The sequence below is a fragment of the Ornithinimicrobium avium genome, assembly GCF_003351765.1.
Lineage (GTDB): Bacteria > Actinomycetota > Actinomycetes > Actinomycetales > Dermatophilaceae > Ornithinicoccus > Ornithinicoccus avius.
Genome location: NZ_CP031229.1, coordinates 1,410,091 through 1,432,788, shown reverse-complemented (window position 1 = coordinate 1,432,788; position 22,698 = coordinate 1,410,091). Strand labels below are relative to the sequence as shown.

Annotated in this window: 17 protein-coding genes; 7 read left to right on the top strand and 10 right to left on the bottom strand. The window is 72.4% G+C overall.

Translation table 11 applies throughout. The annotated features are described in order from the left end of the window. Positions 1–8: 8 nt before the first annotated feature. Both DV701_RS06455 and pruA read left to right on the top strand, forming a co-directional pair. Positions 9–470 (top strand): DUF6912 family protein, encoded by a 462-nt coding sequence (locus DV701_RS06455; protein ID WP_162802851.1) that lies wholly within the window; start codon positions 9–11, stop codon positions 468–470. A gap of 50 nt (positions 471–520) precedes the next feature. Next, positions 521–2,155 (top strand): L-glutamate gamma-semialdehyde dehydrogenase, encoded by a 1,635-nt coding sequence (pruA, locus tag DV701_RS06450; RefSeq protein ID WP_114927580.1) that lies wholly within the window; start codon positions 521–523, stop codon positions 2,153–2,155. A 53-nt stretch (positions 2,156–2,208) separates the two neighbouring features. On the opposite strand, the gene DV701_RS06445 is transcribed toward pruA, so the two are convergent. After that, positions 2,209–2,709 (bottom strand): DUF2505 domain-containing protein, encoded by a 501-nt coding sequence (locus DV701_RS06445; RefSeq protein WP_114927579.1) that lies wholly within the window; start codon positions 2,707–2,709, stop codon positions 2,209–2,211. Between the two features lie 44 nt (positions 2,710–2,753). Beyond that, entirely contained in the window at positions 2,754–3,233 is a 480-nt protein-coding gene (locus DV701_RS06440; protein ID WP_114927578.1) for a hypothetical protein, read from the bottom strand. A 206-nt stretch (positions 3,234–3,439) separates the two neighbouring features. Here DV701_RS06440 and DV701_RS06435 point away from each other — a divergent pair, with 206 nt between their 5' ends. Both DV701_RS06435 and DV701_RS06430 read left to right on the top strand, forming a co-directional pair. Further along, a complete protein-coding gene (locus tag DV701_RS06435) occupies positions 3,440–8,218 on the top strand; it encodes an NAD-glutamate dehydrogenase (RefSeq protein ID WP_114927577.1) in 4,779 nt (1,592 codons plus the stop codon). 103 nt (positions 8,219–8,321) lie between these two features. Beyond that, positions 8,322–9,842: a sensor histidine kinase gene (locus tag DV701_RS06430; protein WP_114927576.1), complete on the top strand. Its 1,521-nt coding sequence runs from the start codon at positions 8,322–8,324 to the stop codon at positions 9,840–9,842. Between the two features lie 52 nt (positions 9,843–9,894). On the opposite strand, the gene DV701_RS06425 is transcribed toward DV701_RS06430, so the two are convergent. After that, a complete protein-coding gene (locus DV701_RS06425) occupies positions 9,895–10,143 on the bottom strand; it encodes a WhiB family transcriptional regulator (RefSeq protein ID WP_114927575.1) in 249 nt (82 codons plus the stop codon). 334 nt (positions 10,144–10,477) lie between these two features. Here DV701_RS06425 and DV701_RS06420 point away from each other — a divergent pair, with 334 nt between their 5' ends. Further along, the gene (locus DV701_RS06420; protein WP_114927574.1) at positions 10,478–11,680 is read left to right on the top strand and encodes an amidohydrolase; all 1,203 of its coding nucleotides are present in this window, start codon (positions 10,478–10,480) and stop codon (positions 11,678–11,680) included. Positions 11,681–11,702: 22 nt separating this feature from the next. Here the strand turns inward: DV701_RS06420 and DV701_RS06415 are convergent, their stop codons facing one another. The 3 genes from DV701_RS06415 to DV701_RS06405 all read right to left on the bottom strand — a co-directional run bounded on the left by DV701_RS06415 (position 11,703) and on the right by DV701_RS06405 (position 16,088). Continuing rightward, a complete protein-coding gene (locus tag DV701_RS06415; protein ID WP_114927573.1) occupies positions 11,703–12,518 on the bottom strand; it encodes a (2Fe-2S)-binding protein in 816 nt (271 codons plus the stop codon). Continuing rightward, complete coding sequence (ppdK, locus tag DV701_RS06410) at positions 12,515–15,172, bottom strand: pyruvate, phosphate dikinase (protein ID WP_114927572.1); 2,658 nt, start codon at positions 15,170–15,172, stop codon at positions 12,515–12,517. Before ppdK ends, DV701_RS06415 begins: the two co-directional genes overlap by 4 nt. Before the next feature lie 67 nt (positions 15,173–15,239). Then, on the bottom strand, positions 15,240–16,088 hold the full coding sequence (locus DV701_RS06405) for a pyruvate, water dikinase regulatory protein (RefSeq protein ID WP_114927571.1): 849 nt from the start codon (positions 16,086–16,088) through the stop codon (positions 15,240–15,242). A gap of 185 nt (positions 16,089–16,273) precedes the next feature. Between DV701_RS06405 and miaA the strand changes: the two genes are divergently transcribed. Both miaA and DV701_RS06395 read left to right on the top strand, forming a co-directional pair. Next, a complete protein-coding gene (gene miaA / locus DV701_RS06400) occupies positions 16,274–17,254 on the top strand; it encodes a tRNA (adenosine(37)-N6)-dimethylallyltransferase MiaA (RefSeq protein ID WP_114930853.1) in 981 nt (326 codons plus the stop codon). 85 nt (positions 17,255–17,339) lie between these two features. Further along, positions 17,340–18,155 (top strand): beta-ketoacyl-ACP reductase, encoded by an 816-nt coding sequence (locus DV701_RS06395; RefSeq protein ID WP_114927570.1) that lies wholly within the window; start codon positions 17,340–17,342, stop codon positions 18,153–18,155. Between the two features lie 139 nt (positions 18,156–18,294). On the opposite strand, the gene DV701_RS06390 is transcribed toward DV701_RS06395, so the two are convergent. From DV701_RS06390 to DV701_RS06375, 4 genes are all read right to left on the bottom strand, one after another. Continuing rightward, positions 18,295–19,728 carry a DUF3141 domain-containing protein gene (locus DV701_RS06390; RefSeq protein WP_114927569.1) on the bottom strand — a complete coding sequence of 478 codons (1,434 nt, stop codon included), beginning with the start codon at positions 19,726–19,728 and terminating at the stop codon, positions 18,295–18,297. Positions 19,729–19,911: 183 nt separating this feature from the next. Then, positions 19,912–20,190, bottom strand: a complete 279-nt coding sequence (locus DV701_RS06385; RefSeq protein ID WP_114927568.1) for a hypothetical protein — start codon at positions 20,188–20,190, stop codon at positions 19,912–19,914. A 132-nt stretch (positions 20,191–20,322) separates the two neighbouring features. Next, the gene (locus DV701_RS06380) at positions 20,323–22,167 is read right to left on the bottom strand and encodes a PHA/PHB synthase family protein (protein WP_202863653.1); all 1,845 of its coding nucleotides are present in this window, start codon (positions 22,165–22,167) and stop codon (positions 20,323–20,325) included. 3 nt (positions 22,168–22,170) lie between these two features. Continuing rightward, positions 22,171–22,665: a MaoC family dehydratase gene (locus DV701_RS06375; RefSeq protein WP_228255254.1), complete on the bottom strand. Its 495-nt coding sequence runs from the start codon at positions 22,663–22,665 to the stop codon at positions 22,171–22,173. Positions 22,666–22,698: the final 33 nt, after the last annotated feature.

Below are 22,698 nucleotides of genomic sequence, written 5' to 3'. Positions count from 1 at the left end.
AGAGTGCGATGACGACGGTCCGGTGCTACCTGCCGGTCACCCCCGAGCAGCTGCGCAGGCTCCGCGACGAGCGCCGGCTCGCCGGGCCGCTGCCCGCCTATGCGGTGACCGCGTCGGTGCAGGCCGCCCACGCCGGCGCCGACCTGGACGAGTGGGAGTTCGTCGCGCTGCAGGAGGCCGCCCGCAGCCAGCTCGCCGGTGGAGCGCCCGTCATCGTCGCTGCCGCCGACGTCGTCGAGGAGGGTGTGCGCCGACGGGAGGACCGGGCCTCGGGCGCGCGCGTCGAGGTCGGCGACGTCGACCTGCCGCGGGTCGCGGCCCTCCACCTGGGTGACGACGTCGTCACCGGCCGGGCAGGGGCTGCCGCCGACGGACCCCAGGGCATCGAGCTGTCCTGGTACGACACCACCGAGATCGCGCACGTCGCCGAGCTCGCGGCCGCGCTCGACGGCACCCCCGCCGGCGACTGAGCCGGCGCGACACCCCATACCCCCGACCAGAAGACGAGGACTCAGACACCATGACGACGGACGCCTTCACCGACGTTCCCGCCCCGGTCAACGAGCCGGTGCTCACCTACGCGCCCGGGACCCCCGAGCGGGCCGAGCTGGAGAAGACGCTGGCCGAGATGGCCGGCAGCGCGATCGACCTGCCGCACGTGATCGGCGGTGAGGAGGTGACCGGCACGGGGGAGGAGATCCAGGTCGTCCAGCCGCACGCGCACGCCGAGGTGCTCGGCAGCCTGCGCGACGGCACCACCGGGGACGCCGAGCGGGCCGTCCAGGCCTCCCTCGCGGCCGGGGACGGCTGGCGGGCGATGTCCTTCGAGGACCGGGCCTCGGTCTTGCTCAAGGCCGCCGACCTGCTCGCCGGGCCCTGGCGCGCACGCGTCAACGCCGCGACCATGCTCGGGCAGTCCAAGACCGTGCAGCAGGCCGAGATCGACTCGGCGTGCGAGCTGGCCGACTTCTGGCGCTTCAACGTGCACTTCGCCCGGCAGCTGCTGGCCGAGCAGCCCGTGCACAACTCGCCGGGCACGTGGAACCGGGCCGACCACCGGCCGCTGGAGGGCTTCGTCTACGCGGTCACGCCGTTCAACTTCACCGCGATCTCCGGCAACCTGCCGACCGCCCCGGCGCTGATGGGCAACACCGTCGTGTGGAAGCCGGCCCCGACCCAGCAGCGCGCCGCGACCGAGCTGATGCGGCTGCTGCTGGCGGCGGGGCTGCCCGACGGGGTCATCAACATGGTCACCGGCACCGGCCCGGCCATCTCCGACGTCGTGATGGCCCACCCCGACTTCGCGGGCCTGCACTTCACCGGGTCCACCCCGGTCTTCCAGTCGCTGTGGCAGCAGACCGGCACCCACCTGAAGAACTACCGCTCCTACCCTCGGATCGTCGGGGAGACCGGCGGCAAGGACTTCATCGTCGCCCACCCCAGCGCCGACCTCGACGTGCTGCGCACCGCGATGGTGCGCGGGGCGTTCGAGTACCAGGGCCAGAAGTGCTCGGCCGCCTCCCGCGCCTACGTCCCGGCCTCGCTGTGGAAGCAGCTGCGCGACCCGCTCGTGGCCGACACCGAGGGCCTGAGCATGGGCGACGTGCGCGACCTGTCCAACTTCATGGGCGCGGTCATCGATGCCAAGGCCTTCGCCAAGCACAAGAAGGTCATCGACGACGCGCGGGACGACGACGGCGTGGAGATCGTGGCCGGCGGCACCTACGACGACTCGCAGGGCTGGTTCGTGCGCCCGACGATCGCCACGGTGGCCGACCCCGCCCACCAGATGTTCACCACCGAGTACTTCGGCCCCATCCTCACCGTCCACGTCTACCAGGACGCGGACTGGAGCAGCATGCTGGAGCAGATGGAGTCGGTGGCGCCCTACGGCCTCACCGGCGCGGTCATCGCCCAGGACCGGGGCGCGGTCGCCGAGGCCACCTCGACGCTGCGCTTCGCGGCGGGCAACTTCTACGTCAACGACAAGCCGACCGGTGCGGTCGTGGGCCAGCAGCCGTTCGGCGGTTCCCGTGCGTCGGGCACCAACGACAAGGCCGGCAGCATGGCCAACCTGCAGCGGTGGGCCAGCACGCGGATCATCAAGGAGACCTTCGTGCCGGCGACGGACTACCGCTACCCGCACATGGGCTGACCACGGTCCGCGCGAGGATCCTCCCGCGGCTCAGGTATGGGGCGCCCGCCGCCTCAGCGGGCGGCCAGCCACTCCCGGGAGACCTCCTGCTCGATCCGCATGATCGCGCTGATCCGCGGGGCCACCGCCTGCTCGATGCGGTGGCCCAGCAGCGGCACGTTGGCCTCCAGGTCGCCGTCGAGGACCTGGTCGGTGGTGCCCTCCTGGGCGCCGCGGCGCAGGTGCGTCCCGCCGGTGAAGGCCACCGGCAGGCCGGGCAGCTCCAGCGACACGGCGGCCTCGCGCTCCCCGTCCTCGTCGGCCGAGCCCCAGCGCACCATCTCCACGAGCAGCAGGGTCGGACCGACGAAGGCGCGGGCGAAGTCGGGCACCCCGTCGCTGGGCAGGTGGCGGCGGGTGGTGACCACGGTGGCCTGGCCCTCCTGCTCGACGCCCACCGTCTGGTCGGTGGCTCCCGAGCGGCGGCAGCGCAGCTCCTGGTAGGTCGGGTCGGTGAGCATCTCGAAGGTGGCCCACGGGTCGGTGGGGTGCACGACCGTCTCGGTGATCCGCATACCCCTCAACCTAGCGCCCGGGAATCGACCCTCCGCCGCGCCCCTCAGCCCAGCGACCGCAGGCGACGCGACAGAGCGTTGACCCGGCGCACCACCAGACCCCGGGCGGACGGGCTCAGCTGTCCGCCGCGCGGGGTGTCCGCGACCTGGATGAGCAGGTCGGCCAGCTTCTCGGCGACCACCCCCGCAGGCGGCGCCCAGACCGGAGCACCCGCTGCGAGCACCGCGGAGACCCGACCCAGCGCCGCGGCCGCGACCCGGCAGGAGGCGTGGTCCACCGGCCGTGCCGGGCCGCCGATCGCGCCGACCACCCGCGGGCGGGGCGTCGGGGCCGAGGAGCCCTCGGCCAGGTCGACCAGGAGGTGCCCCAGGTCGTCGACGACCGCGTCGACCAGTCCGGTCGCCTCGTCCATCCCCAGGTCCGCCGCCGCGTCCTGCAGATCGTCGAGGGCGGCGAGCGCGGCGGCGCGCGAGGCTGCCGGTCGGGCCGGCGCGACGCCGGTCCCGGGCTGCGGACGGTCCATGGCACCACTCTAGGCAGGTTCGGAGCCCCGGCCCGTCCGTCGTCCCCAGGCCGGGTCCGCCGGCGTCAGGTGCCCCCGGCGGCCCGCCCTCCCCGGTCTCTCCCCGCCGAGTAGGCTGGACGCGGACGTCCGCCGAGGTGCGTCCCGCGCACGTCGGCGTGCGCAGGCTGGGAGCACGAGCAACGAGGCAAGGAGCGCTTAGGACGATGGCCGAGACGCTGGTCGACAGGTTCTACCACCACGCACCTGAGGAGGCCTCGCGGCGCGACCCGGACCAGCGCGAGGCGCTCGCCCGCTCGCTGGCCGAGCTCTCCAGGTCGCGGACGCCGGGGCAGGCCGCGGTGCGGGTCGTCAACCCCACGCAGGACCAGCAGGGCTTCACCAGCCGCCGCACCTTCGTCCAGGTCGTCACCGACGACATGCCCTTCCTGGTGGACTCCGTGCTCGGCGAGATCTCCCAGCACGGCCTCGCCGCCCGCCAGCTCCTGCACCCTCAGATGGTCGTCGACGAGGCGACGGGCGAGGTCGTCGGCACCGACCCCCGCGAGGCCGGGGACGGCCGGCGGGCCGAGTCCTGGATCGTCGTCGAGGTCGACCGGGTCACCGACGAGGGCGCGCGGGAGAAGCTGCGCACCGACCTGGAGCGCGTCCTGGACGACGTGCACCGGGCGGTCGCGGACTGGCCCGCGATGCGCGAGCGGGCACGGACGATCATCGCCGACCTGCGGGACGCCCCGCCCAGCACGGTCGACCAGTCCTCGGTCGGGCCGACCGTCGACTTCCTCACCTGGATGGACGACAACCACTTCACCTACCTGGGCTACCGCACCTACGACCTCGTCGAGGAGGGCGACGAGGCCTACCTGCGCTCGGTGCCCGGCAGCGGCCTGGGGATCCTGCGCGAGGCGGAGGGCACGGCCACCTCGCTCAGCCCGCTGCGGCCCGAGGCCGCCGAGACGGCGCGCGAGGCCCGCCTGCTCACCGTGACCAAGGCCAACACCCGCGCCACCGTGCACCGCCCCGTGCCGCTGGACTACGTCGGGATCCGCAGGTTCGACGGCCAGGGCCGGGTGATCGGGGAGCAGCGCTTCCTGGGCCTGTTCACCCAGAGCGCCTACGCCGAGGCGGCCATCCGGCTGCCGATCGCCGGTGACAAGGTGAGGCAGGTGCTGAGGCACAGCGGCTACGCCCCCTCGAGCCACTCGGGCAAGGACCTCGTCAGCGTGCTGGAGAGCTTTCCGCGCGACGAGCTCTTCCAGGCGCCGGTCGGCTACCTGGAGGACATCGCCCAGGCGGTGCTGCGCCTGGAGGAGCGCCCCCAGGCCCGGGCCTTCGTCCGCAAGGACGAGTTCGGCCGGTTCGTCAGCGCGCTGATCTTCCTGCCGCGGGACCGCTACAACTCGACCAACCGGCTGCGCGTCCAGAAGCTGCTCGAGGACAGCTACGGCGGGGCGATGACCGACTACAGCACGCGGGTGGGCGACGGGCCGCTGGCCCAGCTGCACTTCACCATCAAGCTGCCCAAGGACCGCCCGGCCGAGACCGAGCCGGCCGAGCTGGAGCGAGCGCTGCAGGAGGTCACCCGCACCTGGACCGAGGACCTGACCGACGCCGTCGCCGAGCAGGTCGAGGACGAGGGGGAGGCCGGGGACCTGCTGGCGACCTACTCCGGCGTCTTCCCCGAGGCCTACAAGGAGGACTTCGGCGGGCAGGACGCCTACTTCGACATCACCCGCCTGGCCACGCTGGGCCGGGCGACGAGCGCCGCCCGGCCGCACCTCTACCGTGCCGCCGGTGACGGCGCCGGCGAACGCCGGATCAAGCTCTACCGCACCCGGCCGATGTCCCTGACCGACGTCCTTCCCGTCTTTTCCCACCTCGGCGTCGAGGTCACGGTGCAACGACCCTACGAGGTCGAACTGGGCACGGGCACGGCCCACGTCTACGACTTCGGGCTGCGCGCCGACGAGGAGTCCCGCTGGACCGGGGACGGGGAGCGCACCGAGGAGGAGGTCGCCGCCGCCTTCGAGGAGGCCTTCGTCGCGGTATGGCGCGGGGCCGCCGAGTCCGACCGGCTCAACTCCCTCGTCCTGACCGCCGGGCTGGACTGGCGCCGCGTGGTGGTCCTGCGCACCCTGGCCCGCTACGTGCGCCAGGTCGTCACCTCCAGCCTGGGCTACGTCGAGCAGGCCCTGGTGGACAACCCGGAGGTCGCGCGGACGCTCGTGGACCTGTTCGCCACCCGCTACGACCCCGACCTCGACCTGGACGCCGAGGGCCGGGACGGGCGCGCCGCCGAGCTGGTGGCCGCCATCGAGAAGGAGCTCGAGTCGGTCGCCAGCCTGGACGAGGACCGGATCCTGCGCACCTGCACCGCCGTGGTGGAGGCCAGCCTGCGCACGAACTTCTACCAGCGCGACGAGGACGGCGAGCACAAGGCGCACGTCTCGCTCAAGCTGCGCCCCAGCGAGCTGCCGATGCTGCCCGAGCCGCGTCCCGCGTACGAGATCTGGGTCTACGCCCCCCGCGTGGAGGGTTCCCACCTGCGCTTCGGCGCCGTCGCCCGCGGAGGGCTGCGCTGGAGCGACCGGCGCGAGGACTTCCGCACCGAGGTGCTGGGCCTGGTGAAGGCCCAGATGGTCAAGAACGCGGTGATCGTCCCGACCGGCTCCAAGGGGGCCTTCTTCGCCAAGGCGCTGCCGGACCCGAACGTGGACCGCGACGCCTGGCTCGCCGAGGGCAAGGAGGCCTACACGACCTTCATCCGGGGCATGCTCGACATCACCGACAACAGGGTCGGCGGCGAGGTGGTGGCGCCGGAGCGGGTCGTGCGCCGCGACGGTGACGACACCTACCTGGTCGTCGCCGCGGACAAGGGGACGGCCAGCTTCTCCGACCTGGCCAACAGCATCGCGCAGTCCTACGGCTTCTGGCTCGACGACGCCTTCGCCTCGGGCGGCTCGGCCGGCTACGACCACAAGGAGATGGGCATCACCGCCCGCGGCGCGTGGGAGTCGGTCAAGCGCCACTTCCGCGAGCTGGGTCTGGACACCCAGGAGGAGGACTTCACCGTCGTCGGGATCGGGGACATGAGCGGCGACGTCTTCGGCAACGGCATGCTGCTCTCCGAGCACATCCGCCTGGTCGCCGCCTTCGACCACCGGCACGTGTTCATCGACCCCGACCCGGACGCGGCGAGCTCCTTCGCCGAGCGCAAGCGGCTGTTCGAGCTGCCGCGCTCCAGCTGGGCGGACTACGACACCTCCTTGATCAGCGAGGGCGGCGGCGTCTGGCCGCGCACCGCCAAGTCGGTACCGGTCAGCCCGCAGGCCCGCGCCGCCCTGGGGCTGGAGGAGGACGTGACCAGCATGACGCCGGCCGAGCTGCTCAGGGCGATCCTGCGCGCGCCGGTCGACCTGCTGTGGAACGGCGGCATCGGCACCTACGTCAAGAGCTCCCGGCAGAGCGACGCCGAGATCGGCGACCGCGCCAACGACGCGATCCGCGTCGACGGCCGCGAGCTGAGGGTCCGCGTCGTCGGGGAGGGCGGCAACCTCGGCTGCAGCCAGCTGGGCCGGATCGAGGCGGCGCTGTCGGGAGTGCACATCAACACCGACGCCATCGACAACTCCGCCGGGGTCGACAGCTCCGACCACGAGGTCAACATCAAGATCGCCCTGACCCCGCTGGTGCAGGACGGCGCGATGACCCTCGAGCAGCGCAACGAGCTGCTCGAGTCCATGACCGAGGACGTCGCCGACAAGGTGCTGCGGCACAACTACGAGCAGAACGTGCTGCTGGGCAACGCTCGCCACCAGGGCGACCTGATGGCGCCGGTCCACCGGCGGCTGGTCGACTACCTCGCCGAGAGCGCCGGCCTGGACCCCGAGCTGGAGTTCCTGCCCGACACCAAGGAGTGGGAGCGGCGCGAGCGCGAGAACCTCGGCCTGACGAGCCCGGAGTTCGCGGTGCTGATCGCCTACTCCAAGCTGGGGCTGAAGGACGCGCTGGTCGACAGCCCGCTGCCGGACGACCCGGCGATGGACTCGGCGGTGCACCACTACTTCCCCGCACCGCTCGTCGACGCCTGCGGGTCCACCCTGCGCGACCACCCGCTGCGGCGCGAGATCATCGTCAACGAGATCGCCAACGCGATGGTCAACCGGGGCGGCGTGAGCTTCGCCTACCGGGCCCTGGACGAGACCGGCGCTACCCTCGTCCAGATCGCCCGCGCCTTCCACGTGGTGCGCGAGGTCTTCGGGCTGGCCGCGTACACGGACGCGGTCGAGGCCCTCGACAACGAGGTGGACACCGACACGCAGTCCGAGCTCTACCTGGAGTTCCGCCGCCTCATCGACCGGGCCGTGCGCTGGTTCCTGCACAACCGCTCGCTCAGCGGCGGCATGACCGCCGAGATCGACCGGTTCGCCGGGGCCGTCCGCACGATGGTGCCGATGCTGCCCGACCTGCTCCAGGGCAGCGAGCGCGAGCGGATGGAGCAGCAGGTCGAGTGGGCCACCGCCAACGGGGTGCCCGAGGAGCTCGCCAGGGCCTACGCAACCTGCCTGGACAGCTTCTCGCTGCTCGACATCACCGAGCTGGCGATGGGCATGGACCGCGACGTGGAGGAGGTCGCCGCGGTCTACTTCGGCGTCTCCGAGGCGTTCCGGTTCGACTCCCTGCTCACCCACGTCTCCGAGCTGCCGCGCCAGGACCGGTGGTCCTCGCTGGCCCGCGGCGCGCTGCGCGACGACATCTACGGCGTGATGCGCGGGCTGACCGGCACCATCGCCGAGCGCACCACCGACGGGACGGTGTCGCAGGAGCGGGTCCACGCCTGGATGGCCGAGAACCGCGCCGCCCTCACCCGCACCAGTCAGGTGCTGCGCACGGTCGGCGAGATGGACCACCCGGACCTGGCACCGCTGTCCGTGGCCCTGCGCACCCTGCGCGGACTGGTGCGCCAGGGGTCCGCCGGCGACTGAGCGGCCCTGCCGCCCCACCAGCGGCCGCCGCGCCCACGTCCCGGGGCGCGGCGGCTCCCGTCGACCGGGGCCGGATCGGCACCGCGCGGGTTAGAGTTCCCCCGTGCCGACCCTGCGTGACACCCTCTCCCGGACGGCGCTGTCCGCCGCGGACGTCGACTGGCTGCACCGCCTGGTAGGCGACTGGCAGATGGTGGCCGACCTGTCCTTCGCCGACCTGACCCTGTGGATCCCGGTCGGGGCCGACGACGAGCAGGACCCGCACGTCTCGCCCTGGTTCCTCGCCTCGCACGCCCGGCCGACGACCGGTCCGAACTTCTACCACGAGGACGTCATCGGCTCGCCCGCCTCGGCCGATCGCGAGCGCTGGCTGGGCCACGTCCTGAGCACCGGCCGGTCGGTGACGCCGGAGGAGCTGGGCTACGTCCGCGAGCAGTACGTCCCGGTCGTCCACGGCGGCCGCACGATCGCGGTGCTGGTGCGGCATACCGACCTGCAGAACATGCGACAGCAGGGCGGCCTGGAGGTCAACTACCTGCAGATCAGCCAGCAGCTGTTCGGGATGGTCGCTGAGGGCGGCTTCCCGATCGACGGCGCTGCGACCGGCGTGGGCCGCGGCACCCCCCGGGTGGGCGACGGCGTGGTGCGGCTGACCGCCGACGGGCTCATCGACTACGCCAGTCCCAACGCCGTCTCGGCGCTGCGTCGGCTGGGCCACACCGACCAGGTCAATGGCGCCGACCTGTCCGAGATCGTCACCAGCCGGCTGCTGCCCGGCACGACCATCGACGAGGCCGTGCCGCTCGTGCTGACGGGGCGTGCGCCGTGGGGCACCGAGATCGAGACGGGCGGCACGAACCTGACCCTGCGGGCCGTGCCGCTCACCCGGTCGGGGACCCGCATCGGTGCCCTCCTGCTGCTGCGCGACGTCAGCGAGATCCGCCGCCGCGAGCGCGAGCTGCTGAGCAAGGACGCGACGATCCGGGAGATCCACCACAGGGTCAAGAACAACCTGCAGACGGTCGCCGCGCTGCTGCGCATCCAGTCGCGCCGGCTGGAGGACGCCGGCGCCCGCGAGGCGCTGGCGGAGGCCGGACGCAGGCTGTCGACGGTAGCGCTCGTGCACGACACGCTGAGCCAGGGCATGTCCGAACACATGGAGTTCGACGAGGTCGCCAACCGCGTCCTGCGGGCCACCGTGGAGGTCGCCTCCACGGGCAGCGTGGTGGCCACCGAGCTGCGGGGCTCCTTCGGCCGGCTGATGGCCGAGGACTCCACCCACCTGGCGATGGTGCTGGCCGAGCTGGTGCACAACGCGGTGGAGCACGGGTTCGAGGAGCGCCGCGACGGTGCCGGTCCGCGCGCGGACCGGGCCGCGCCGCGGGTCGTGGTCGAGGCGCGACGGCACCGGGTCGAGGACCAGGACGTCATCGACGTCACGGTCAGCGACAACGGTCAGGGCCTGCCCGAGAGGACCGACGGGCCGGACCGCTCAGGGCTGGGTATGCAGATCGTCGAGGCGCTCATCAGCGACCTGCGCGGCACGATCAGCTGGGAGGCGGTGCAGCCGCACGGCACCGTCGTGCGGTTCACCGTGCGGCTGCGGTCCTCGACCTACGACTGAGGGGCCGGAGACGACTCAGGGACTGGAGACGACCGTAGTGCTGGGGGGCGGGTCAGCCGGCGCGGCGGGCGCGGGCCTTGCGGCGCTTGAGCGCGCGGCGCTCGTCCTCGGATAGACCGCCCCACACCCCGGCGTCCTGTCCGTTCTCCAGCGCGAACCGCAGACACTCGTCGATCACGGGGCAGGTGCGGCAGATGGCCTTCGCATCCTCGATCTGCTGCAGGGCGGGCCCGGTGTTCCCGATGGGGAAGAACAGCTCGGGATCCTCGTCCAGGCAGGCTGCGCGATCGCGCCAGTCCATCAGTCGTGCTCCTTGGTCCGCGCCCGGTGCCGGGCAGCAAATCGTGGTCACCGCGCCGTCCGGGGAACTGGGTCCACCACCGGGTCGGCGGGCGACACGTCGGTGTATCGGTCTCGACCACCTCGCAGGGTGAGGTCGTCTCGCGCTTCGTCTGTGCCAACGCGAGGCGTCCGCTCAGTGTTCCCCATCCTCCCAGAGGGGAGGCGGCCAGCACAAGGGATCTGCCCGGTCCATTACGCGCCGGTAGGTGAGGCGTCCATCACATCCGGCGGTGCGTAGGGTGGGCGGTGGGCGTCGAGCCACGACGACCAGCCCCGGAGCAAGGAGACAGCAGATGACCCAGGACCGCCCGATCGCACTCCTCGGAGGCCGCGTCGTGACGATCGACCAGGAGCCGCTGGAGGACGGTGCCGTCCTGCTGCGGGACGGCCGGGTGGAGGCGGTCGGCGGCCGGGCGGACGTGGCGGTGCCCGAGGACGCCGAGGTCGTCGACTGCACCGGCGGCTGGCTGCTGCCGGGGCTCGTGGACGCGCACGTGCACCTCGGCGTGTGGGAGGAGGGCGAGGGCTGGGCCGGCCAGGACACCAACGAGATGACCGACCCCGTCATGGCCGCGGCCCGCGCGATCGACGCCATCAACCCCCGCGAGCAGGGCTTCGACGACGCCCTCATGGGCGGGATCACGACCGTCAACGTCAACCCCGGCTCCGGCAACCCGATCGGCGGCCAGGCCGTGGCGCTGAAGACCTACGGGCGCTACGTCGACGAGATGGTCCTGCGCAACCCCTCCGGCGTGAAGTCGGCGCTGGGAGAGAACCCCAAGCGGGTCTACGGCGAGCAGAACAAGACCCCTGCCACCCGGCTCGGCGTGGCGCTGGTGCTGCGCAAGGCCTTCGCGGCCGCCCGCTCCTACCGGGCGCGCGTCGAGGCGGCCGACGCCCCCGTGGACACCGACCTGGTCGGCGACATCCTGGTCAGGGTGCTGGAGCGGGAGATCCCGTGGCGACAGCACTGCCACCGCGCCGACGACATCGCCACCGCGCTGCGGCTGGCCGACGAGTTCGGCTACCGGCTCGTGCTCGACCACGGCACGGAGAGCTACCTGCTCGCCGACCTGCTGGCCGAGAAGGGTGTGCCGGTCCTCTACGGCCCGCTCATCGTCAGCCGCTCCAAGGTCGAGGTGCGCGAGCGCTCGCTGCGGGCGCCAGGAATCCTGGACCGGGCGGGCGTGGAGGTCTCGATCATCACCGACCACCCGGTCGTGCCGATCGAGTACCTCATCACCCAGGCCGCGCTCGCGGTCCGCGAGGGGATGGACCGCGACGCCGCACTGCGGGCCGTGACGATCAACCCGGCACGGGTCCTGGGTGTCGACGACCGGGTCGGCAGCATCACCCCGGGCAAGGACGCGGACGTCGTGCTGTGGTCCGGGGACCCCCTCGCGCTGAGCTCGCGGGTGCTGCGCACCTACCTCGACGGGGTCGAGGTCTACGCCTTCGACGAGGGGACCGGCACCGGCGGCGTGCGCCCGCGCTGATCCGCACGTGGCCCGAGCCAGCTCAGTGCCCCGGGGTCACCTCGCCGGCGCGGGAGGGCGCGAGCACGCAGTCGGGGCACAGTCCGTGCCCGGGCAGCCGGTAGAACACGCAGCACCCCGAGCGCAGGAACGCCTCGTCGGCCTGCTCCATCGCGCCGCCCACCCCGTCGGGCAGCGAGGCAGCGGCGACCCTCGCGCCTCCGTCGGCGACCTGGGGGAGGTCGAGCAGGGCTCGGGCGAGGGCCCAGGCGGCGGGCCCCTGGCGCGGCCGCAGGCCCGCGAGCACGCGGGCGCCACCGACCAGGGCCGAGGTCGCGTTGCTCGTCAGCACCCTGCGCGGGGTGCGGCCCGTGCGAGCGCACGCATCGGCGAGCAGGGTCAGCGAGGGCAGGACCGCGCCCGCCACGACCGACGCGGCGGCCGCGGCGTCGCCGCCGACGGCCGGCACGGCATACCCCGGGCCCTGGCGCCCGACCCCGAGCGGGACCGGGCCGCGATGACCGGGGGAGGCCAGCAGGTTGGCCGGGGAGAGGTCGGGCAGCCAGCCGTGCAGGACCGCGCCGGCGAGCGCGACCGACCAGAGCCGGGAGGCGAGCCCGACCTGCGTCGCGGAGACCGCCACCTTGAGGTCCACCTGATCGAGGGGCAGGCCGCTGCTGGCCGCGAGCGCCGCGCGCACGGTGGCGAACCGTGCGCGGAGAGCCTCGTCGGCCAGCGCGTCGGCCCAGGGGAGGGCGTCGGTGCCTGGGGAAGGGGGCGCCGCGAGCACGAAGAAGCCGCCGAGCGCGGCCAGGTCGGCGACGACCTGACCGCACCCGCCGTCAGCGTCCGGGGTCACCCCGCCTGCTGGCCGTCCAGCACCGCGCGCGCGGCCGCGAAGCGGGCGATCGGCACCCGGTAGGGCGAGCAGGAGACGTAGCTCAGGCCGAGCTCCTCGAAGAGCGCGACGGAGGCGGGGTCGCCGCCGTGCTCGCCGCAGACGCCCACCTTGAGGTCGGGCTTGACGGAGCGGCCCCGCTCGGTGCCGATCCGGACCAGGCCGCCGACGCCGTCGCGGTCGATCGACTCGAACGGGTTGGCCGGGATGACCTCGTCGGAGACGTAGGCGGACAGGAACCCGCCCTCGGCGTCGTCGCGGCTGATCCCGATGCCGGTCTGGGTCAGGTCGTTGGTGCCGAAGGAGAAGAAGTCGGCGTACTCGGCGATCTGGTCGGCCACCATCACGGCCCGGGGCAGCTCGATCATCGTGCCGACCCGCACGTCCAGCTGCTCGCCGGCGGCCTCCAGCTCCTCGGCGACCGTGCGCTCGACGATCTCACGGTGCGCCCGCAGCTCGCTGGCGTAGGCCACCAGCGGGATCATCACCTCCACCTGCGCGGTCTCGCCCTCGCGCTGGCGGACCGCGAGCGCGGCGCGCACGATCGCGCGGGTCTGCATCTCGGGGATCTCCGGGTAGAGCATGCCGAGGCGGCAGCCGCGGGTGCCGAGCATCGGGTTCTGCTCGTGCAGCCGCTTGACCTGGCCGAGGAGGGTGCGGGCCGTGCTCAGCTCGTCCTGGTCGCCACCGGTCAGCTCCAGACGCTGGACGTGCAGGGACTGCTCGACGAGGTCGGGCAGGAACTCGTGCAGCGGCGGGTCGAGCAGGCGCACGGTGACCGGCAGGCCCTTCATCGCGGCGAAGATGCCCTCGAAGTCCTCCTGCTGCATCGGCAGGATGCGCTCCAGCGCCTCGGCGCGGTCCTCCACCGACTCCGCCAGGATCATCTCGCGCACCGCCGGGAGCCGGTCGGCGGCCATGAACATGTGCTCGGTGCGGCACAGGCCGATGCCCTCCGCGCCCAGCTCGCGCGCGCGGGCGGCGTCCTCGGCGGTGTCGGCGTTGGCGCGCACCCCGAGGCGGCGCACCTCGTCGGCCCAGCCGACGATCGCGCTGAAGTCCTCGTTGATCTGCGGCGGGACCAGCTCCAGGGCCTCGCCGTAGACGTCACCGGTGGACCCGTCCAGGGTGATGACGTCGCCCTCGTGGAAGACGTCCTCGCCCACGGTCAGCGTCTTCTCGGCGGTGTTGATCCGGATGCCCTGGGCACCGGCGACGCACGGCTTGCCCATGCCACGGGCGACGACGGCGGCGTGCGAGGTCATGCCGCCGTGCGCGGTGAGCACGCCCTGGGCGCCGATGACGCCGTGGATGTCGTCCGGCGTGGTCTCGTAGCGCACCAGCACGACCGGCTCGTCGGCCCGGCCCCTCTCGGCGGCGGTGTCGGCGTCGAAGACGACCGCGCCGACGGCCGCGCCGGGCGAGGCGGGCAGGCCGCGGGTCAGCGGGGTGCGGCCGTGGTCGGGGTCGATCGCCGGGTGCAGCAGCTGGTCCAGCTGGCTGGGCGCGATCCGGGTGAGGGCCTCCTCGCGGGTCAGCACACCCTCCTCGACCAGGTCGCGGGCGACCCGCAGCGCGGCGGCGGCGGTGCGCTTGCCGTTGCGGGTCTGCAGGAGGTAGAGCGTGCCGTCCTCGACGGTGAACTCGATGTCCTGCATGTCCTTGTAGTGCTTCTCCAGGTCCTGCATCGTCTGCATGAGCTGGGCGTAGGCCTCGGGAAGCACCTCCTCCATCTCCGCCAGCTCGCGCGGGGTGCGGATGCCGGCGACGACGTCCTCGCCCTGGGCGTTGAGCAGGAACTCGCCGTAGAGCTCGTGCACGCCGGTGGAGGGGTTGCGGGTGAAGCAGACGCCGGTGGCGGAGGTGTCGCCCAGGTTGCCGAAGACCATCTGCATGATGTTGACGGCCGTCCCCAGGTCGTCGGGGATGTCGTTGGCCCTGCGGTACACCCGCGCCCGCGGCGTGTCCCAGCTGCGGAAGACCGCGTCCACGGCGCCGCGCAGCTGCTCCCGTGGGTCGCTGGGCAGGTCGCGGCCCAGCTCCTTGCGGGAGACGTCCTTGTAGGTGGCGACCAGCTCCTGCAGGTCCTCGGCGGTGAGGTCGGTGTCCTGCTCGACGCCGCGGCGGGCCTTGATCGCGGTGAGCTCGTCCTCGAAGACGTGCGGGGCCACGCCCTCGACGACCTCGCCGTACATCTGCAGGAAGCGGCGGTAGGAGTCCCAGGCGAAGCGCGGGCTGCCCGACTCCGCGGCGAGGGCCTCCACCGTCTCGTCGCCGATGCCCAGGTTGAGGATGGTGTCCATCATCCCGGGCATGGACACGACCGCCCCGGAGCGGACGGAGACCAGCAGCGGCTTCTCGGCGCCGCCCAGGGTCCGCCCGGTCCGCTGCTCGAGCCGCTCGAGCCGCTCGAGGACGTCCTCCCAGAGGTGCTCGGGCCACTCGCCCCCCGCCTCCATGCTGGCCACGCACGCCTCGGTGCTGATCGTGAAGCCGTCCGGGACGGGGATGCCCAGACGTTTCATCTCGGCGAGGTTGGCGCCCTTGCCGCCGAGCAACTTCTTCATCGACGCGTCGCCCTCGGACATGTCGTAGAGGTACGTGGTCTGGCTCATCTCGGTCCGCTCTCCTTCGATACGCCCGGGGCTCCTGCCCTGGTGGCCCTCACGCCGCACTTTAGCGTCAGCGTGCCCCCGTGCCCGCCGCGGCCTCCTTGCGCTTCTGCACCAGCTCGATCACCCTGCCCGCCGCCTCCTCCAGCGCCAGGTTCGTGGTGTCGATCACGGGGCAGCCGAGACTGCGCTGCACCCCGGCGACCTCGTCCAGCTCGTCGAAGATCCGCACGAGCTCGGTGTAGCCGTCGCGCTGGAGCGCGTGCGAGCCCATCGCCCGCACCCTCCGGGTGCGGATCTCCGAGAGCCGCTCGGGGTCGATGGTCAGGCCGACGATCTTCCAGCGCTGGACCTGGGCGAGCTGCTCGGGAGCAGGGATGCCCGGGACCAGCGGGATGTTGGCGGTCTTGTAGCCCAGGTAGCCCAGGTACATCGACAGCGGGGTCTTGCCCGAGCGGCTCACCCCGATGAGCACGATGTCGGCCTCGCGCAGGTGGTTGGACAGGTGCCCGTCGTCGTTGGCGATCGAGAACTCCATGGCCTGGACCCGCTTGAAGTAGTCCTCGCTCACCCCGACCGGCGTGACCACCCGCGAGGGGTCGCGCCCGGTGACCTCGCGCAGGGCCCCCACGGCCGGCTCGAGCAGGTCGGCGTGCGGCAGCCCGCGGTCCTTGCACAGCTGGGAGACCAGCCGTCTGAGCACCTCGTCGACGACCGTGGAGAAGACGACGGTCCGCGCCCGGTCCGGGCGCATCCGCGCGAACGCGTCGTGCAGCCCGTCGGCCGTCGACTGCCGGGGGTGGCGGATGATGCGGACGTCGTAGCCGACGTACTGGGCCGCCGCGGCACGGGCCACGCGTGCGGCGGTGTCGCCGGTGGAGTCGGCGATGATGTGGACCTCGATCGGGGTGTCGACCATGGGTGCCAGGGTATGGGGTGCAGGCCCCCCGGCGCGGTCGGACCGGTTCGTTGCGCTCACGGGGCGGGACCGCGTCGCCGGTGCCCTCCGCGTCCCCGCTGTCCTCGGTCTCCTCGACGCCCTCGGCCTCGGGACCTCGGGTCCTGCCCGGCGGCGAGGACCCGCTCTGGGCGGACGGTGACAGGATGGCAGACGTGTCCGCCCCGCCGTCCGACCCCGCCCACGGCGCGCCGTCTTCCTCCGGCGGCGGGCGGGCCGTCGTGGCCGTGGTCGGCCCCACTGCCACCGGCAAGTCCGACCTCGGGGTCGAGCTGGCGGTCCAGCTCGGCGGAGAGGTCGTCAACGCCGACGCCTCCCAGCTCTACCGGGGCATGGACGTCGGCACCGCGAAGCTGACCGGGGCGGAGCGGCACGGCATACCGCACCACCAGCTGGACGTGCTGGACGTGAGGCAGGAGGCGAGCGTCGCGGCATACCAGGGTGCCGCGCGGGCGGACCTGGCGGCGATCCGGGAGCGGGGCGCGGTGCCGGTGGTGGTGGGCGGCTCCGGGCTCTACGTGCGCGCTCTGCTGGACCGGCTCGAGATCCCGCCGACCGACCCCGACGTTCGCGCCCGGCTCGAGGCCCGGCTCGAGGCGGAGGGGGTCGAGTCGCTGGGGTCGGAGCTGGCGGCGCGCGACCCCGAGGCGGCGGCACGGATCGAGCGGCGCAACGGACGGCGGATCGTCCGGGCCCTGGAGGTGATCGAGCTGACCGGCCGGCCGTTCAGCGCCACCATGCCCACGCGCGAGCACGTCGAGCCGACGGTGACGATCGGGCTGCGTGCCGACCGCGAGGTGCTCGACGAGCGGATCGCCGCCCGGGCGTCGGCGATGTGGGGGGCGGGTCTGGTCGGCGAGGTCCGTGGCCTGGTGGAGGCCGGGCTGCGCGAGGGGCGCACCGCCTCGCGCGCCGTCGGTTACGCCCAGGTGCTGCGCCAGCTCGACGGCGAGCTGACCGAGGAGGCGGCCGTGGCCGAGACGGTCATGGCCACCCGGCGGCTGGCGCGCCGGCAGGAGCGCTGGTTCGGGCGCGACCCCCGGGTCGTGTGGCTCGAGCACGACGCGCCGGACCTGCTGGGGCAGGCGCTCGCAGCGGTACGGTCCGCCGACGCGAGGTGCGGCTGACCGCTCTTCCCGTCGGGGCCGCCCGCCGGCCCGCGCGAAGGGGTAGCGTGTGGTGACAGCCGATCCTCCGACGAAGGAGAGCCAGATGTCAGAGCAGACCACAGGACCACGCGGGAGCAAGCTCGCCGGTCGTGTCGCCCTCGTGACCGGGGGGACCCGGGGCATCGGCGCCGCGATCAGCCGAAGCTTCGCCGACCAGGGAGCCACCGTCGCCATGGGCTACGGCCGCGACCAGGAGCGGGCCCAGGAGTTCCTGGGTCAGCTGCAGGAACAGTTCCCCGGGTCGAGCTTCTCGGTGCACCAGGGCAACGTGGCCACGGCGGACGACTGCCGCCGCACCGTCGAGGAGGTCATCTCCCAGCACGGCCAGCTCGACATCCTCGTCAACAACGCCGGCATCACCCGTGACCGCACGGTGCTGAAGATGCAGGACGACGACTGGGACTCCGTGCTGGCGGTCAATCTGTCCGGCACCTTCTACATGGCCCAGGCGGCCCTGAAGCACATGGTGGAGCGGGGCACCGGCCGCATCGTCAACGTCTCCTCGATCATCGGGGAGATGGGCAACATCGGCCAGGCCAACTACGCCGCGTCCAAGTCCGGACTGTTCGGTCTGACCAAGACGCTGGCCCGCGAGGCCGTCTTCCACCTGCAGCGTGCCGGCAAGCTCGACACCGGCTCGATCGGGCTGACCGTCAACACGGTGACGCCGGGCTACGTCAACACCGAGATGGTCGAGGCGGTGCCGGAGAAGGTGCTCGACAAGATCAAGGGCCAGATCCCGATGGCCCGGCTGGCCCACCCGGACGAGATCGCCCGCGTCGTGCACTTCCTGTGCGCGGACAAGTCCGCCTACATCACCGGCCAGGTCTGGGGCGTCAACGGCGGCATGGACATGTGAGCTCAGCACGCCCCGGCACGCCGCCCCGGCTTCACCCACCGGTGCCATGCGCCGGCGTGGCGTGCACGACGACGAGGTGCGCTGCGGCGTGTCGGTCGTCCTGGCCGCCACCTGGCGCAAGCGGCGGCCAGGTCCGACCTCAGGCCTTCTTGGGGCTGTCCTTCCTCGCCGTCGAGGGCTTGGCCACAGGCGTGCTGGCCGGCTCGGTCTTGGCGGTGGGCGCTGTCTGAACCGGTGCCTTCTTCGCCGGTGCCTTCTTCGCCGGTGCCTTCTTCGCCGCCGAGGTCTTCGGCGCGGATGCCGGCTTCGGAGCCGGCTTGCTCTGCGCGGGGGCGACCGCGGTCTTCTCGCGGACGCTCCTGAACAGCGGGGCCCAGTGCTCCTTGAGCGCGCGTCGGCCCATGAACAGGCCCAGATGGCCGGCCTCGACGAAGTGGCTGCTCACGTCCTCGGGCGGGGTCGACACGTGCTCGGCCAGGGCCCAGACCTGTCCGGGCGGCGTGATGTGGTCGCCGGTGCCGGCCAGCAGGTTGACCGGCATCGTGATCCGACCCAGGTCGACCGTCTCGTCGCCGACCTGCAGGGTGCCCGCGACGAGCTCGTTGTTGAGGAACAGGTGCTCGACGGTCCAGAGGTAGAACGCGCCGGGCATGTCCTGCGGGGTCTCGAACCACGAGACGAAGCGACGGTAGCGCTCCACGTGCTCCGGGTCGCCGACGTTGGCCCAGAGGTCGGCCAGGCGGGTCAGCTCGCCGGCCGGCTCCATCATCTTGAAGCCGTTGACCTGCAGCTCCCCACGGTGGACCCCGCCGTTGGCCTCGACCAGCAGCCGGTAGCCCAGCATCGGGTCCTCCTCGCTGCCCATCGAGTCGACCCAGTCCTGGATCGCGCCGGCGCCGGCGTGGAAGTCGATGGGGGCCGCGCCGATCGTCAGGGAGGCGACGGACCCGGGGCGCAGCGCCGCGTAGATCGTGGCCAGCCAGCCGCCCTGGCAGTCGCCCACCAGGTTGGCCCGGCCGCCGAGCTGTGCGAGCGTCTCGTCCAGGACCTTCACGTAGTCCTCGACGGTGGTGTCCTTGGTCGCCGTCGTGGCGCCCAGCCAGTCCACGACGAACAGGCGGGTCAGGCCTTCCTCGAGGGCGGTGACGACCTGGCTCTGGCCAGGAGCGTGGTCGACGATCGTCGACGCATGCCCCGCCTGCGGCGGCAGGAAGACGGTCGGGACGACGTCGGAGCCGGGCTCGGTGGAGAAGTCGAGGAGGCGCGCGACGGGCCACTCGCGCACGACCCGGAAGGGCGTGGACCAGGCGGGCTGCTTCCGCTCGGTCGCGACCGACCAGAAGCGCTGCGCGTCCGCGAGCACCCCTAGCGGGGTGCTGCCGCGGCGCACGGCGTTCGTGGTCCAGTCCACCCACCCCTTGGTCCAGGCCGCAGCCACGTCGAACGGCGCGAACGTCCAGCGCACGTCCTGCGGCTCGGCGGAGTGCTCCAGGTGGGCGCCGACGCCCGGCTCGAACGGAACGTCCGTCCGTCGGTCGGACACGGGGGCGGGTGCGGTCGCGGCGTCAGTCATGTGCGGCAAGCTCCTGTCAGCGGTTCACGGGGGTGGTGCACGTGCCGGTCAGGCGCGTGGCGGGGCCACGAGCCGGCCGGCATGCCAGCGGCCCGCAGATCCTAGCCGGAGCCTGCGGGCCAGCATGCCTGAGGGAAGGGTGCCGTCGAGACGGACCCTTCCCTCAGCAGGTGGTGCTGCGAGTCACTTCAGGGCGTCGCGGGCGGCGCCGGTGAAGACCCGGGTGATCGAGGTGATGTAGTCGCTGTGCGCCTTGGTGATGGCGGAGATGACGTCGTTCTGGGTCGAGTCCGCGGCCTGCTGCGAGAACTGCAGCATGTCGGCCAGGGCCTTCTCGTAGACGTCCAGCGAGACGTTGCCGTTCTTCTTCGAGGCCTCGATGAGCTGCTCGTTGAGCTCGCGGATGCGGGTCGCGGTGGCCTCGAGGTCCGGGGTGGTCGGGGTGCGCTTGGCGTCAGCCATGGTGATCTCCTTCAGCTAGGGGTTGTTCTTCGTCCTGCGGGGAGGTCGGGTGCCTCCCTGCTGCGTTAGCAATGTTAGCAGGCATCTGCTAACACCACCAAACCGAGAGGGTATGCCGTGCGTCGCCGCAGGTCAGCGCACGTAGTCGCCCGGGGCGTCGGTCAGGGCCGGGTGCTTCTCGCTGCCGAGGGGCGGCGGGTCGACCATCGTGCCGGCGCGCTTGGTGCTCCACCTGGTCCAGTCCTCCCACCAGGTGCCCGCGGTCCGCGTGGCCGAGGCGCGCCACGACTCGGGGGTGCCCGTGGTGCTGTCCTTGCCGGCCGGCAGCGCCTCGTACCACGCCTTGGGGCCGGGCGGGTTGACGACCCCGGCGATGTGGCCTCCGTTGCTCAGCACGTAGCGCACCTTGCCGCCGGTCAGCCCGGTCACGGCGAAGGAGGAGGTCCACGGGACGATGTGGTCGTTGATCGCGCCGACGACGTAGCTGTCGACGGTCACGTCCTTGAGGTCGAGCTGCTGGCCGCCGAGCTCGTAGTCGCCGCGGGCCAGCCGGTTCTGGCCGTAGAGCGCCTCGAGGTACTCGGTGTGCATGGTCGCCGGCATCCGCACGGAGTCGGCGTTCCAGACCAGCACGTCGAAGGCCGGCGACTTCTCGCCCATGAGCCACCGGCCGGGCACGTAGCGGAAGACCAGGTCACGGGCCCGGAGCAGGTCGAACGTGCGCGCCATGTCGCTGGCCGGCAGCACCCCTCCGCGCTCGAGCATGCGGTCCCGCACGCGCCTGAGCGTCTCCGCGTCGGTGAAGATGCCCAGCTCACCGGGCTCGGAGTAGTCGATGAGGGTGTTGAGCGTGGTCAGGCTGTTGACCCGCTCGTCGCCCCCGGCGGCGAGGCTGGCCACTGCCATCGTCGCCATCGCGCCGCCGAGGCAGAGCCCCACGAGGTCGACCTTGGGGGACCCGGTGATCTCCTCGACGACGTCGAGCGCGGACAGCACGCCCTGGCGCAGGTAGTCGTCCATCGTCAGGTGGCCGAGCTCCACGCCCGGGTCGCGGTAGCTGATCATGAAGACGGTGCGGCCGTGACCGACCATCCACTCCACGAGGCTGCGGTCCGGGGCCAGGTCCATGACGTAGAACTTGTTGATCCACGGCGGGCTGCACAGGATCGGGACCTCGTGCACCTGGTCGGTCTGCGGGGCGTACTGGATGAGCTCGATCAGGTCGTTGCGGAAGACGACCTTGCCAGGGGTGGCCGCGAGGTTCTCCCCGAGCGCGAAGCCGGACGCGTCGACCTGCTCGGGCATCCCGCCGCGCTTGACGTAGTCCTCGAGCATGTTGGACGCACCCTGGACCAGCGACTGGCCGCCGGTCTGGAAGGCCCGGATCATCGCCTCGGGGTTGGTGCCGGCGAAGTTCGTGGGGGACAGGCTCTCGGTCACCAGCCGGACCAGGAAGGCGGCCTTGCGGTCGTCGAGGTCGTCGGCGTCGCCGCTGGACCCCGCCTCGAGCACGTCCTCGGCGAAGCGGCAGGCGAGCAGGTAGGACTGCTGCAGCGCGAAGAAGGCCGGGTTGTCCTCCCAGGTGCGCTCCTTGAACCGTCGGTCTGTGGCCTCGGGAGCCAGGACCGGGTCGGTCCGCACGCCCAGAGCCTTGGCGGTGGAGGCCACCTGCAGCTGGACCATCCCCTGGGACAGCCGGGCGTAGGCGTGCATCATCGCCATCGGGTTGGCCAGCGCCCGCTGCAGGACCGTGACCGTGGCGGGTGCCAGGCCGAGCGGGTCGTTGCGGCCGAGGAACTCGATGACCGGTGCCATCGCCTCGACCAGCCGGGGGTCGGGTGCGGTGTCCTCGGGGCTGACCAGCCGCATGAACGGCGCGCCGCCCATGGAGAAGGGCGCACCGCCCATCGGGAAGGGTCCGGTGGACCCGGGCATACCGGACATGTGCGGCATACCGGGCATTCCTGGGATCGACATCTCTCAGCCCTCCTCGGGGCGCAGGTAGCGGAAGAGAACGTCGGCCACGCAGCCCGGGCGCGAGGCGCCGGGCACGCTGATCGTGGCCGTGTAGGCGAGCTGGTAGCCGCCGGTCACGGGGGTGACCGCGGTGACCTCGACGTCCATGACCAGCTCGGAGCCGACCGGGACGGGGGAGACGAAACGGACGCGGTCCAGACCGTAGTTGACGACGCTGCCCGCGCCGACGACCCGGAGGACGTCCCACAGCAGCGAGGTCTGCAGCGCCAGCGTGAGGTAGCCGTGCGCGACGGTGGTGCCGAACGGCCCGCGAGCCGCTCGGGCCGGGTCGGTGTGCAGCCACTGCCGGTCGTGGGTGGCCGCGGCGAAGGCGTCCACCTGCTCCTGGGTGATCCGGACCGGACGGGATGGCCCGAGCCGCTGGCCCACCAGGCCCGGAAGCTCCTCCAGCGAGACCGTGCGCGTCCCGGACGCGGTGGTTCCCAGCTCTGACCTCACGGGTCGACCTTCCTTCACGTCCGAGGGCTATCC

Bases quoted from the DNA above. Each gene is read 5' to 3' on its own strand.
- DV701_RS06390 (WP_114927569.1), bottom strand. From the start codon at position 19,728: ATGACTGACGCCGCGACCGCACCCGCCCCCGTGTCCGACCGACGGACG.
- pruA (WP_114927580.1), top strand. From the start codon at position 521: ATGACGACGGACGCCTTCACCGACGTTCCCGCCCCGGTCAACGAGCCG.
- DV701_RS06385 (WP_114927568.1), bottom strand. From the start codon at position 20,190: ATGGCTGACGCCAAGCGCACCCCGACCACCCCGGACCTCGAGGCCACC.
- DV701_RS06440 (WP_114927578.1), bottom strand. From the start codon at position 3,233: ATGGACCGTCCGCAGCCCGGGACCGGCGTCGCGCCGGCCCGACCGGCA.
- DV701_RS06435 (WP_114927577.1), top strand. From the start codon at position 3,440: ATGGCCGAGACGCTGGTCGACAGGTTCTACCACCACGCACCTGAGGAG.
- DV701_RS06455 (WP_162802851.1), top strand. From the start codon at position 9: ATGACGACGGTCCGGTGCTACCTGCCGGTCACCCCCGAGCAGCTGCGC.
- DV701_RS06420 (WP_114927574.1), top strand. From the start codon at position 10,478: ATGACCCAGGACCGCCCGATCGCACTCCTCGGAGGCCGCGTCGTGACG.
- DV701_RS06405 (WP_114927571.1), bottom strand. From the start codon at position 16,088: ATGGTCGACACCCCGATCGAGGTCCACATCATCGCCGACTCCACCGGC.
- DV701_RS06445 (WP_114927579.1), bottom strand. From the start codon at position 2,709: ATGCGGATCACCGAGACGGTCGTGCACCCCACCGACCCGTGGGCCACC.
- DV701_RS06380 (WP_202863653.1), bottom strand. From the start codon at position 22,167: ATGTCGATCCCAGGAATGCCCGGTATGCCGCACATGTCCGGTATGCCC.
- DV701_RS06395 (WP_114927570.1), top strand. From the start codon at position 17,340: ATGTCAGAGCAGACCACAGGACCACGCGGGAGCAAGCTCGCCGGTCGT.
- DV701_RS06425 (WP_114927575.1), bottom strand. From the start codon at position 10,143: ATGGACTGGCGCGATCGCGCAGCCTGCCTGGACGAGGATCCCGAGCTG.
- miaA (WP_114930853.1), top strand. From the start codon at position 16,274: ATGGCAGACGTGTCCGCCCCGCCGTCCGACCCCGCCCACGGCGCGCCG.
- ppdK (WP_114927572.1), bottom strand. From the start codon at position 15,172: ATGAGCCAGACCACGTACCTCTACGACATGTCCGAGGGCGACGCGTCG.